The sequence below is a fragment of the Paenibacillus stellifer genome (assembly GCF_000758685.1).
Taxonomy (GTDB): domain Bacteria; phylum Bacillota; class Bacilli; order Paenibacillales; family Paenibacillaceae; genus Paenibacillus_AQ; species Paenibacillus_AQ stellifer.
This window is the reverse complement of the sequence record NZ_CP009286.1, coordinates 2,800,517-2,813,516: the sequence shown is the minus strand read 5'-3', so window position 1 is coordinate 2,813,516 and position 13,000 is coordinate 2,800,517. Positions and strand designations below refer to the sequence as shown.

General features: G+C 54.8%; 10 protein-coding genes. 1 reads left to right on the top strand and 9 read right to left on the bottom strand.

Features of this window, described 5'->3' with window-relative positions; genetic code table 11:
• Positions 1–19 precede the first annotated feature (19 nt).
• On the top strand, positions 20–1,027 hold the full coding sequence (gene gluQRS, locus PSTEL_RS12865; RefSeq protein ID WP_245625156.1) for a tRNA glutamyl-Q(34) synthetase GluQRS: 1,008 nt from the start codon (positions 20–22) through the stop codon (positions 1,025–1,027).
• A gap of 167 nt (positions 1,028–1,194) precedes the next feature.
• Here gluQRS and PSTEL_RS12860 read toward each other — a convergent pair whose 3' ends face one another.
• The 9 genes from PSTEL_RS12860 to smc all read right to left on the bottom strand — a co-directional run bounded on the left by PSTEL_RS12860 (position 1,195) and on the right by smc (position 12,821).
• Entirely contained in the window at positions 1,195–1,572 is a 378-nt protein-coding gene (locus PSTEL_RS12860) for a DnaJ family domain-containing protein (protein ID WP_038695841.1), read from the bottom strand.
• Positions 1,573–1,704: 132 nt separating this feature from the next.
• Entirely contained in the window at positions 1,705–2,277 is a 573-nt protein-coding gene (locus PSTEL_RS26285; protein ID WP_156995868.1) for a CPBP family intramembrane glutamic endopeptidase, read from the bottom strand.
• 352 nt (positions 2,278–2,629) lie between these two features.
• On the bottom strand, positions 2,630–3,439 hold the full coding sequence (locus tag PSTEL_RS12850; protein ID WP_038695840.1) for an SDR family oxidoreductase: 810 nt from the start codon (positions 3,437–3,439) through the stop codon (positions 2,630–2,632).
• 150 nt (positions 3,440–3,589) lie between these two features.
• Positions 3,590–4,453: a transglutaminase family protein gene (locus PSTEL_RS12845; RefSeq protein ID WP_038695837.1), complete on the bottom strand. Its 864-nt coding sequence runs from the start codon at positions 4,451–4,453 to the stop codon at positions 3,590–3,592.
• Positions 4,450–5,403 carry an alpha-E domain-containing protein gene (locus PSTEL_RS12840; RefSeq protein ID WP_038695835.1) on the bottom strand — a complete coding sequence of 318 codons (954 nt, stop codon included), beginning with the start codon at positions 5,401–5,403 and terminating at the stop codon, positions 4,450–4,452. The genes PSTEL_RS12845 and PSTEL_RS12840 overlap by 4 nt, the downstream gene beginning before the upstream one ends.
• 61 nt (positions 5,404–5,464) lie before the next feature.
• The gene (locus PSTEL_RS12835; RefSeq protein WP_038695833.1) at positions 5,465–6,928 is read right to left on the bottom strand and encodes a circularly permuted type 2 ATP-grasp protein; all 1,464 of its coding nucleotides are present in this window, start codon (positions 6,926–6,928) and stop codon (positions 5,465–5,467) included.
• Positions 6,929–7,532: 604 nt separating this feature from the next.
• Complete coding sequence (gene ftsY, locus PSTEL_RS12830) at positions 7,533–8,540, bottom strand: signal recognition particle-docking protein FtsY (RefSeq protein WP_038695831.1); 1,008 nt, start codon at positions 8,538–8,540, stop codon at positions 7,533–7,535.
• 83 nt (positions 8,541–8,623) lie between these two features.
• A complete protein-coding gene (locus tag PSTEL_RS12825) occupies positions 8,624–9,181 on the bottom strand; it encodes a GNAT family N-acetyltransferase (protein WP_038695829.1) in 558 nt (185 codons plus the stop codon).
• Between the two features lie 70 nt (positions 9,182–9,251).
• Complete coding sequence (gene smc / locus PSTEL_RS12820; RefSeq protein ID WP_038695827.1) at positions 9,252–12,821, bottom strand: chromosome segregation protein SMC; 3,570 nt, start codon at positions 12,819–12,821, stop codon at positions 9,252–9,254.
• Between the last annotated feature and the right edge of the window lie 179 nt (positions 12,822–13,000).

The window sequence follows — 13,000 nt, the reverse complement described above, 5'->3', positions numbered from 1 at the left end:
AATCCGGGAGGAGATTCACTTGCCATCCATAAATGCATCATATTCCCCGGCGCCTGTCCGGGGCCGCTTCGCCCCGTCGCCGTCGGGTCATATTCATATCGGCAATGCTCTGGCCGCACTCATGGCCTGGCTCCAGATCCGCCATCAGCACGGCGAGTTCGTGCTTCGGATGGAAGATATCGATGTCTCGCGCTGCCGTCCCGCCTTTGTTATCAGCATTCTGGACGATCTTCGCTGGCTCGGCCTGGACTGGGATGAAGGCCCTGATATCGGAGGCCGCTTCGCCCCCTATACCCAGAGCGAGCGGCTGGATTTATATGAGGAAGCTTTAAACCGGTTGCTTGATGACGGACGGCTGTATCCCTGTTATTGTAGCCGGCATGACATTCTGGCCGCTGCCGCCGCGCCGCACGGATTATCTTCGGAAGGTCCGGTATATCCCGGCACCTGCCGGAATTTGACACCGGAGGAGGCCGCCCGGCGGGCACAGACCAAGACTCCCTCACTGCGTTTTCGAGTACAGGACAGAGAACTCGACCTCTTAGACGGCGTTGCCGGACGGCGATTCATTAACGCTACCTCTGGCGGCGATTTCATCATCAGAAGAGCAGACGGCATCTTCTCTTATCAATTGGCTGTTGTCGTGGACGATGCGCTGATGGGCATTACCGACGTGCTTCGCGGCGCCGATCTATTGGATTCCACTCCAAGACAGCTGCTGCTGTACGAAGCGCTTGGATGGCAGGCGCCAAGGTTCGCCCATGTGCCTCTGCTCATGGGCCCGGACGGACGTCGTCTGGCCAAGCGGCATGGAGGCATAACGCTGTCCGAGCTGCGGACGGCTGGCGTCACACCCGCCGGGGTTGCCGGCTGGCTCGCCTGGGCCGCAGGCCTGATTCCCGAACCGGTGGAGATAGCAGCGTCGGACTTAATCCCTCACTTCGAGCTGTCCAGGCTGAAGTCTTGCGATATTGTAGTCACGCCGGACATGCTGGGCAGGCTTCATTCCTCTCTTGGAGACGCTTAACCCGACGTCCCATCAGACCTCGACCACAAAAAAGCATACAGGCTCATGCCCGTATGCTTCCAACTTTAATAGTACTTCGGTATTTCTATTCCTTCGGTATTTCTATTCTTCGGTATTCTATTCTATTTTATTCTGATCCCAGCGGTGTCTTCCTCAATAAATCCCATTCATCCCCGGTCGAGTTTCCCGCGAATGATTTCCCCATACTGGGCGAAAGCCGGACTGCTGTCAACACCCCGCTGACGGAGCAGCTCCTCCAGACGAAGCTTCTTCTCGGTCAGCTTCCGGCCGAGCTTGCCCTGCTCCTCCTTGCTGTGGAAGGCAGCCAGCAGATTCTCCAGAGAAGCGCATTCCGCCCTGAGCTGGAGTTCTTCCGGCAGCAAACCCGCATTCTTCATTATTTTAAAGGACATTCTCAGATCATCAGGCACCCCCGACAAATCCTCCAGCTCCAGCGGCTTGCCGTGACCCGGCAAATCCTTGAACTCGCCTTTGCGCATGGCCTCTTCGATTCTCTGATCGGCCAGCCAGGACATGATCGACATTGCCACCGCCTCCTTGTATAGCTATCAAATCCTTGCACTTCCCGGCAAATACTCGCCTATGCAGTAACCACCAGGCGTTCGTCCTTGCCAGATTCATATTAACACACACCAAGACCTTGCCGCATCCTTCACTCAACCGATCAAATCAATCAGGCTATGGCATAATACAGCTCCCGCCAGATTATTCGTCCTCGTGTACAGGTACGTGAAATACAGATGCATGATGACTATTCGAATCAAATACGGGTATTCCGATTGCAAGTGGAAGCCATGGGAGGAAGCTAGCCGAAAAGGAATATGATACAGAGCAAAGAGTATGCCCGTAACCATCACGGCAGCGATTTTGTTAGGGATTAGACCGGTCAGCCTCGTCTGGATATATCCCCGGAACAGCAGTTCCTCCGGCAGTGCGATCAGAAACGTGAAATACAGAAGCCCGGGCAGAGGACTACTCTCCAGATACAATCCGCGCATTTGATAGATCGTGACTGCTGCAAAAGGAATGGCACCGGCAAGGCCGATGATCAGCGAAAGCTTCCATTTCGAAGCTCGAAGACCGATCGAACCCGGCAGCTCCCTTCTTTTTCTTAAAATTAATACAAGCGGCAGCAGCTCAAGCACAACGAAAGGAAGGGTAACGGCCAGTAATCTCCATTCCTCGGCGGACATCCATGCCGCCAATTGACGATCCCAGGATGTTTTCACCAATCCAAATCCATAGGAAAGAATGCAAAGATATATGAAATACGCTATCGCGGTGATTCCTTCTTTAACGGAAGGTCTTACTTTGGAGCTGGAGGTCAAATTCAATGCATAGATATTTTGCCGTGTAATCACCTTGTCACCTACTCTAGAAAATGAACAGTTGTAGGTCTGAGACTATCATATTTTTCCATATTGTACAGTAACAAGGTCGATTGACAAACCCCATCTTTTATTAATTATGGATCCCCCCCTCTGACAGCACTCCAAAAAACCGCAGCCACGCATACGCGAGATCTGCGGTTGTTCGTTGGTTCGATTCTGAGCGATGATCAAGCAGACTTTGGTAGTCACATTAGGTTAGCAGAGACTCTGCACCATCGATTACGATCTGCGCTCCGGTGATATGTGCCGACTCATCGGATGCCAGGAAGCAGACGAGATTGCCGACATCTTCCGGCTTGCCGGGACCATCGGCCAAGGGCTGCTGCCCTTCCGGGAACTGGATCGGAATCACAATGGAGCCCAAATCGTCGCTGGCTTCGGTGCTCTGGTCAATGTTCGTGGATATCGCCCCCGGCGAGATGACATTCACGCGGATTTTGAATTTGGCAAGCTCCAGCGCCGCCATCTTCGCCAGCGCCACCTGACCGGCTTTGGTTGTGCTGTAAGCCGACCAGCCAAAGCTGGTAAATCTCCGGTTGCCGTTAATGGAGCTGGTGATAATGATGCTGCCCTTTCCCTTCTTTTTCAAATGAGGGATCGTATATTTCAGGGAGAGAAACGTCCCGTTCAGATTGATATTCAGGGTGCGCTGCCAGTCCTCGACATTCAACTCCTCAATCGGTCCGATCGAGCCGTTGATACCGGCATTAGCGAAGACGATATCGAGGCCGCCAAAATGCCTGACCGCCTTTTGCACCGCAGCTTCCATCCGCGCCGGATCGGAGGTATCCACATCTACCGCCAGCGCGCAGCCCTCCCTCATCTTATTCAGCTTGCTCTCCACCTGCGAGGTCCGGTCATTAATCAGGTCGAATAAGGCGACGTTCGCTCCTTCGCGTGCCATCTGAATGGCGGTTGCTCTGCCTATTCCCGAGCCCGCACCGGTAATTATCGCTGTCTTCCCGGCAAATCGCTGTCTGTTTCCGTTGGTTGGGGTCATTGAACAGGCTCACCTTCCGTTCTTGTAAGTTTTGATTGCTCTGTCTCAAGATTACCCAAACTGGCACAGGTTATAATCATTCCGGTCAAAAAAAGACAGCCGTCCCGCCGTTCGCAGTTCAGCTGCCTCGTTCCCGGCTACTTGAGCCGATTAGTCCAGTCTTCGCACGTCTACCTTTACCTCCAGACTGCCCTGGGTTCCCCTGTAGACGCCTTTGACCGGCACAATGTCTTTATAATCCCGTCCATGTCCCAGCTTCACATACCGCCAGTTAACCTCCACATTATTGGTGGGGTCGAAGCCGAGCCAGCCCGTACCCGGAATATGCGTCTCCACCCAGGCATGGGACGCCTGCTCGAAATCCGCGTTGCCTCCCTGCAGATCGCCTACAAAATGATAGCCGCTGACGTATCGGGACGGTAGTCCGACGCTCCGGCATACGGCAATCATTAAATGGGCATAATCCTGGCAGACTCCGCGTTTGAGCTTCAGCGCTTTTTTGACGGTCGTGTTGACGCTCGTCGCTTCGGGATCATAGGTGAACTGCTCGTAGATGGTGGCCGACAGCTTTCTCGCCCAGTCGTACAGGTCATTGGCTTCATCAAACGGATGCTGGTCAGCGAATTCCATCAGCTCCGGCGTGACTTCCGTATACCGGGTCGGCAGAATGAACTCGATATACCGGTTCTGAAAAGCCTCATCCTGAAGCAGCTTGATCTGGCTCTCAAGGTCCAGTCTTTGCCGGTCGGCCCCCTGCTCCTTGTCCAACGTAACGACGGTAGCCCGGGTATGAATCACCATCTCCGTGTGCGGCTTGTTGACCGAATAGGCGTGCACCCGGTTGCCGAAGAAATCCTCGTAGGTCATCAGGTTGGCTGGCGGAAAGATCTCCACCTCATGATGAAAACAAGCCTGTCTGTAGTTAGTCCGCGGCGTCAGCCGGATTTCATTGACACTGTCCGTCACAGGCTCGGGATACGTATATTTGGTCGTATGATCGATTTGTATTTTCATATCCGAATTCCTTCCTGCTGAAAAAAGGCGGAGCTCATCGTTCTGCCCAGCTTCAAGCAGGCGTTCTTGAGCTCGTTCAGCACATCATCCACTCCATCGCCTTCCATGTCTTCCTTCTCCATATAGTCCAGCTCTGAGCGGATTTTGCCTGCTTGCCGAAGCACCCGTTCATAACCCTCGCCGCGGTCGGCAAACTCCATTTCAATCCGGGACAAATGCTCCTCCAGCTGCTGGGCCGAGAAACGCACTGATCTCGGGAAGGCGGCGCTGCCGATCAGAAATTCCAGAATGCACTCCGGCGATACGGCATCGGCATAGTATTTGCGGAAGGCTTGATAGCCGCTTACCGATTTCAGTACAGCCTGAAGCTGCGTATAAATGGAAGCCTGCTCCTTGTTTCTGCAGGACAGTATAACGGATTGAAGAATGCGCACGGTATTCTCCGCTCTTTCCAGATAGCGTCCGCTCTCAATGAACCGCCATTCATTGCCGCGGAGCATGACCGACTCCTCTGCGCCGAGGAACATGGAGGCCCGTTCCTTGATCTGTTGGTAGAACTGGTGCGGGCTCTTCATAATATCCGCGATTGTGCAGTCGCCCAGCCAGAGATTGAAGCTGTTCACGATATCCCACAGCTCGCTCGGAAGCTGCTGCCGCAGCGTGCGCAGATTATTGCGCGCCTGATGCACGCAGGAGAACAGCGAATTCGTATTGCCAAGCTCCAGTGTAATGAAGGAGAGAACATCCTGCTCGTTAAAGCTGTCGTACTGCCGCAGATATTCCTCGCGGGCGCCGATCGCGTCGATCAGTCTGGACCACTTATGTCCTTCCTCCCGGAAATCATCTTCCTGCTGAATATGGTAATGCACATCAATTAGTCTGGCATGGTTCTCGGCCCGTTCCATGTAGCGTCCGATCCAGAATAAAGCCTCCGCGCAGCGATTTAACATCTACGGTCACTCCCTCGTCCTCATATTGATGTTCAGGTCTTGCAGGTTGAAGAGCAATATTTCAGGACATCACCCAGGTATCCTTGACGCCGCCTCCCTGAGATGAATTGACGACCAGCGAGCCTTCTTTCATCGCAACGCGCGTCAGTCCTCCAGGGATGACATGCGGCCTCCGGTCCGACCCGGTCAGGACGAACGCCCGAAGGTCGATATGCCGCGGACTCATGATTCCTTCCGACAGAATCGGTGCTCTGGACAGCGACATGATCGGCTGGGCGATATAGCGCTCGGGCTCGGTAAGGATTTTGAGCCGGAATTCATCCATTTCCTGACGGGTGGCTTCACTGCCGATCAGCATACCATAGCCGCCAGAGAGGGATGTCTCCTTCACGACCATATCACTCAGATTATCCAGCACATACTGACGATCATCGGATTTGGAGAGCAAATAGGTAGGCACATTATTCAGAATGGGTTCTTCCTTGAGGTAGTAACGGATCATGTCTGGAACAAATGCATACATGGCCTTGTCATCTGCAACTCCGGTGCCGGGCGCATTCGCGATCGCAACATTCCCTGCGCGATAAGCGTTCATGAGACCTGCAACACCGAGCAGCGAATTGGGCTCAAAGGCAAGCGGATCGATAAAATCATCGTCCAGCCGCCGATACAGCACGTCCACCCGCTTAAGGCCGTTCATCTGGCGGAGGTACAGCTTGTGATCCTGGACGACCAAATCTCTCCCTTCCACAAGGTGAATGCCCATCTGCTGAGCCAGGAAGGCATGCTCATAATAAGCCGAATTATATTCACCAGGTGTAAGCAGGGCGATTACAGGGTCAGAAGTGTGAGAAGGAGAAAGACTGCGAAGCACGGAAAGAAAACGGTTGATGCTATGATCCACATCCCGGATGGCATTCTGGAAGGTCAGCTCGGGGAACAGCTGATTCATCAGGGATCGTCCTTTAAATAGGTAGGAAAAGCCCGAAGGCGTGCGCAGATTGTCTTCCAGCACATAGTATTGGCCGTCACTATGACGGATCAGATCAATACCGGAAGTCGTAATGTAGGCGCCGCCCGGAACCCGGAGACCCGCCATCTCGGGACGGAAATAACGGTTCGCGATAATCAGTTTGCGGGGAACAATACCATCCTTTACGATGTACTGCTCATGGTAAATGTCGTGAACGAACAGATTCAGCGCCGTCACACGCTGGATAATGCCCGCTTCAAGCTTCTCCCATTCTTCTCTCGGTATGATCCGAGGAATCATGTCGAAGGGAATCGTCCGCTCCATCGGCTGAATTTGTGAAGGATTGTACAGCGTGAACGTAATGCCCTCCTCCATCATCCGGCGCTGCATCAGTACCTGTTTGGCCTGAAGCTCTCCCGGACTCATTCCGGCGAACATGCGGTTCACATGACTGTAGTGGGGACGGACGATGCGTTCGCCTTCGAACATTTCATCGAAAAAGTGGTGCAGGGGATACGGAGACAGACCGGGCAGTGGATCAAGTTTGGACATAAGCCCGACTCCTTTCAATGAAAGTAATGTTTATTAACAAATCAACCCTTTTATTAAGGTGAATCTCGTAAATCGTATATAATCTTCTTTCATTTTACGAACATCCCCCTTTTCATGTCAATATATATAACAGGTAAATTGAAGAACCATGTCAACATGATGAAATGTATGCGTTTCCTTAATCCAGAAGGTTTTCATTGAACAGAATATGTGGAATATTCCGAAAAAAGTAGGGGGAGCGGAGCGATTTTTTTCTAATATGAATTTTTCATATGATGATAGATGAATCTGTTTCAGTGTTCGAAGCTTTTATTACGCAAAAAAGAGCCTGCCAATGGTTCGGCAGGCTTGGCAGGCATGTATGCTCGTGTGATCGTACGCTCGTGTGCTCGTGTGCTCGTGTGTTCGTTGCTCATACGCTCGTGTGCTCATGCGCTCGTATGTTCGTTTGCTCGTGTGCTCGTGTGCTCGTGTGCTCGTGTGCTCGTGTGCTCGTGTGCTCGTGTGCTCGTGTGCTTATTGTACGCCTATTGGTGTCCGGACAATAGCACCGGCGTCCTCATTCGTAGAAAACCGCCATTTCAGTTATTCTTGTTATTCTAATTTAGACCTCTTCGTGATTGTCTTTCCCCTCGTTATCTTCAATGACAAGCCCTGCAAAGAGAGCATGTACGAACTGCTCCGAATCGAACGGCTGCAGATCCTCCATCTTCTCGCCAAGGCCGACGAGTTTGACCGGAATGTTCAGCTCCTGGCGGATGGCGACAACAATGCCGCCCTTCGCCGTTCCGTCGAGCTTGGTGAGGACGAGTCCTGTCACCCCGCTCTTCTCGCCGAACAGCTTCGCCTGCGCGAGTGCATTCTGGCCGGTCGTTGCGTCCAGCACCATCAGAACCTCATGCGGAGCGCCGGGAATTTCCCGCTGGATGACGCGGAAGATTTTGTTCAGCTCTTCCATCAGATTGCTCTTGTTCTGCAGCCGCCCCGCCGTGTCGCAGATCAGGACGTCCACATTCCGCTGCTTCGCCGCCTGCACCGCATCGAACATGACTGCGGCAGGATCGGAGCCAGCGCTCTGCTTGATCACATCCACGCCGGCGCGCTGTCCCCATACCTCCAGCTGCTCGATGGCTCCGGCACGGAAGGTGTCTCCCGCCGCAAGCAGCACTTTTTTGCCCTCGGACTTGTAGCGGTGAGCCAGCTTGCCGATGGTCGTCGTCTTGCCGACGCCGTTCACGCCGACGAACAGAATTACCGTGATTCCGTCCGGATTCTCCTTCAGCGCGTTGTTGTCGTCGCCCCGAAGAAGCTCCATCAGCTTGCGGGAGAGAATCGGCTGCAGCTCGGCTGCATCCTCAATCCGCTGCTTCTTCACCTCTGCGCGCAGATCCTCGACCAGTGTCATGACTGTATTCACGCCTACGTCAGCCCCGATCAGAATCTCTTCAAGCTCCTCGTAGAATTCCTCGTCGATTTTTTTGCGCCGGATAATCAGGTCCGAGACCTTCTCCACAAAGCCCTTGCGGGTCTTCTCCAGACCTTCCCGGAACTGCTTCGTGACGCTCTCGGTCTTGCCGGCAATGCTCTCCTTCAGCTTGCGAAAAAAACTCATATATTCCCTCCTGTTTCTAAATGGCGATGAGTAGTATGCCCGGACGGCACCCCGCTTCATGATGGCAAGTCCCGTTCATTGCCTTAAAGCGAGAACCGGACCTTGATGTCGCTGACAGATCTTGTCCAGATCATATGGCTGTTACCCGAACCCCAGTAGTCTTTCATTACATAATCGGGAGGTCCGAATTTCCGTGTCCACACCCGCTGTGCTTCCCGATACCCGCTGTCAAAGCAAAAATCGGTGATGCCCCGGCTCGCCATCGCTACACCGGCAACGCTCCACAGCAGACTGCCAAGTCCCCTGCCCTGAACATCCGGATGCACCAGTACGGACTTCACTTCGGTCATTCCCTCAAACTGTCCCTGCGTACAGGATAGAATCAGCCCGGTTACTGGTCCGATCTCAATGGTACCCCGTATCCGGCCCTCTTGCAGCGCGATATAAAAAGTTCCGGCTGTACCATCAGTGTCCAGATCAGCCTGCAGCGCCTGTACCTTCGCCGCGATCTCTCCCTCAATCTCCTGGGCAAGCTCCCCCAGCCCTTCCCTGCGGAAGGCATCTCCGATTACCGTCTCAAAAAAACGGTTCAGTTCATCCGAATCTTCGATGACGGGTCTGCGAATGATGACTTCGTTCATGCTGTATGATTCCTCCACTTCCAGAGGTCAGGAGGCTCAAGCAATCTCGTTCCAGTCCTGAACCTTCCTTCTAGGCAATCTCGGCTGCTTCGTCCTCCAGCTTCACGGAGACCATCTTGGAGACGCCGCCCTCCTCCATGGTTACCCCATAGAGCACATCCGCCTCTTCCATCGTGCCCTTCCGGTGCGTGACCACAATGAACTGGGTCTGCTCGGAGAACTCGCGGAGATATTCGGCAAATCGGACGACGTTCGCTTCGTCGAGCGCCGCCTCGACTTCGTCCAGCACACAGAATGGAACCGGCTTGACCTGCAAAATGGCGAACAGCAGCGCCATCGCGGTCAATGCCCGCTCTCCCCCGGAGAGCAGCTGCAGGTTCTGCAGCTTCTTGCCCGGAGGCTGGGCCACGATATCGATGCCGGTCGTGAGGAGATGATCCGGCTCCAGCAGGAGCAGGTCAGCTCTGCCGCCTCCGAACAGCTTCGTGAAGACCGTGCCGAATTCCCGGCGAATGGCGTCGAACGTCTGTTTGAAGCGCTTCGACATTTCCTCCTCCATTTCGCCGATAACCTGGTACAGCGTTGTCTTGGCTTCCACCAGGTCGTCCTTCTGCTCGCTGAGGAAGGTATACCGCTCATGAATCCGCTGATACTCATCTACCGCACCTAAATTGACCTCGCCTAGCGCCGAAATGGCCCGGCGAAGTCTTTGAACCTCGGCCTGCGCCGCTGGCACATCATCCGGGACCGGATAACGCTGCTTCGCAAGCTCGTAGCTGAGCTCATATTCGTCGCTCAGCTTCCGGAGAATATTGTCCAGCTCCACATCCAGCCTGCCGACCGACACTTCGGTTGACCGGAGAAGGTCGTCCACCGCTTTGAGGGCCTGGCGCTGCTCCTTCGTCTCGCCTTCCTCCATTTCCAGCTTGCGTGTCAGGGAAGTACGTTCCGCTCTCGCATAGTCCAGATTTTCAGCCGTTTCTTCCTTCTTTAGCTTGTAGTTGTTCAGATCCTCGCGCTGCTTCAGTGACTCGGTCTCATTCGTCGCTAGATCCTGCTCAATGGTACCCAGCAGGTTGCGGTTCTGGCGCATCTCTTTCTCCTGTGAACCCGCATCGGCTTTCATTCGCCGGAGGCTCTCCTCCAGCGAGAATATTTCCTGATCCAGCTTGCCTTCCGCCACCTTCATCGAAGTCAGCTTGCCTTGAAGCTCTTCTTTGGCGTTCTCGCTGGCCTTCCGATCGGATTCTGCGCTTCGGATCGCTTCATGCGCCGCACGCTCTTCCGCTTCCAGGCGCGCCAGTTCAGCCACCGCGTGTTCACGGGCTTGTTCCAGCTGCTTCACTTCGCTCTCGAAGCCGGAATGCTCCGCTCCGGCGCTTTCGACCTGCTCCTTCACATGCCGGAGCTCCTGCTCCAGCTGCCTTAGATCGCCGGCGATCCGCTGCTCCTCCAGGCGCTTCTCATCACCGCCGTGACGCAGCTTCTCCAGCTTCACATTCGAATCCTCCTGCTCCTTCGCCAGCTGGGTAATGTTAGCTTTCAGCTTCGCGATCTGGCGCTCGGTCTCTCCGATCTCCTCCTGAAGCTGATCCAGCTGGCGCTTGCGTCCAAGGAGGCTTGAATTCTTCTTGTGCTGGCTGCCCCCGGTCATGGAACCGCCTGCATTAACGACGTCGCCTTCCAGCGTTACGACACGGTAGCGGTATTGGCATCTGGCGGCGATTCGGTTCGCCTGCTCCAGATTCTCCGCAATGACGACGTTGCCCAGCAGGCTTCCGACAATACTTCCATACCGGTCTTCATAGCCTACCAGCTCGGAGCCTATGCCCACGAAGCCGTCCGCTCCCTCGATCATGCCCCGGTCGCTTCCGCCGATCTGGCGGGGACGGATGACATCGAGAGGCAGGAAGGTCGCCCGGCCCAGCTGACGCTGCTTCAGAAAGGCGATTGCCTGGCGTGACACGGACTCATTATCCATAACGATATGCTGAAGCGAAGCGCCGAGCGCCGTCTCCACCGCCGTCTCAAGCTTCTCCGGCACGGAGATCAGTTCGGCAACTGCGCCGTGCACGCCGCTTAGCTGGCCCTTGCGTGCGCCCTTCAGCACTTCCTTGACGCCCAGCATGAAGCCGTCGAAGTCATCCTGCATTTCCTTCATCGTCTCATGCCGGGACACCTGGGCCTCCCGCTTCTGCTCCCACTTGCGAAGCCCGGAATGGGCTTCGTCGAGCAGCTTCTGGCGGGCAACCGAGCGCTCGCTCTCGGTTATATATTCGCCGCGCAGCTTGCCGAGCTCCTTGCTGAGCGCTTCAATCCCGCTCTTCAGCTTGCTCTGCTCGCGCAGCAGCTCCTCGTAGCGGGCAGTCCACTTCCCGCTCTCCTCCTGGCTCCGGCTCATCCGGCGCTCCAGCGTCTCCTTCTGCTGGTCGGCATACCGGATTTCATTGCGGGCCTGAGCCATCCGGTTCATTAGCTCCAGAAGCTCGCTCTTCAGGCTCTCTTCCTTGCTCTGGCTAAGCCCGTCGGTAACCCCTGTCAGCTTGGCCTCCTCATCCCGGATTTCCTCCCGCAGCGCCGCAAGCTTGCTGCGTGTCAACACCAGATTCTGTTCCAGCGCAGCCAGCTCCCGCAGACGGTCCTCCGACCGCTCGCCGACCGAGCCGATGGACGTAAGAAGCTGCTCCTTGTTGTTCTCCAGATGTCTTCGGCGTTCTCTCAGCAGCTCCCCGTAGCCCTCGCATTTCTCATAGGCTTCGCTATATCGCAGTAGCTGCTCCTGCAGCTTCTCGATCTTCTCTTCAAGCTGCCGCAGAGCGGCTCTTCCGCTCTCCAGCTTCGCATCGTGCGCCGTAACAACCGTGGAGAGCTGCAGCTGCTCGTCCTTCAGTACCTCAAGCTTGGCGCTGCCTTCCTTCCAGGCGGTATGTATGCCTTCGATCTGGTGCACGTAGACCGAGATTTCCCGGTTCTTCAGCTCTTCCTTCAATTCCTTGAAGCGGATCGCCTTCTCGGACTGCTCCTTGAGCGGGCCGATCTGGTCCTCCAGCTCGCTGATCAGGTCATGGATGCGAAGCAGGTTCTGCTCTGTTTCATCCAGCTTTCGCCCCGCTTCTTTCTTGCGGGATTTGTATTTGACAATGCCTGAAGCTTCTTCGAAAATACCGCGACGGTCCTCCGACCGGGTGCTGAGAATCTCCTCGATCCGCCCCTGCCCGATAATGGAGTAAGCCTCACGGCCGATACCCGTATCCATGAACAATTCGGTGATATCCTTCAGCCGGCAGGATTGTTTGTTGATCATGTACTCGCTGTCTCCGCTGCGGTGGACCCGCCGCGTTACCGTCACTTCGCTGAAGTCCAGCGGCAGAGCGTGATCCTCGTTGTCCAGTGTCAGAGACACCTCGCCGATGTTAACCGCTTTGCGGGCATCGCTTCCGGCGAATATGATATCCTCCATCTTGCCCCCGCGCAGCGATTTGGCGCTTTGCTCGCCCAGCACCCAGCGGATGCCGTCGGAAATATTGCTCTTGCCGCTCCCGTTCGGGCCGACGACAGCCGTGATGCCTCGAACGAACTCCATCTCCGTTTTGTCGGCAAACGATTTGAAGCCCGCTAACTCTATCCGCTTTAAAAACATACTCGACTATTCACCTCCCAACCATTATACCATAGCGTTTCACGACCTAACACTAGCCTTCGAACGCTCGATGCACAAGCATTCTGGCGCAGCTATGAGATATAAAATTGACAGAGATTGGAATTCGTGATGTAGTTAAGTGGATATCATTTCCATATATTATCAACTCTGGACAGAGG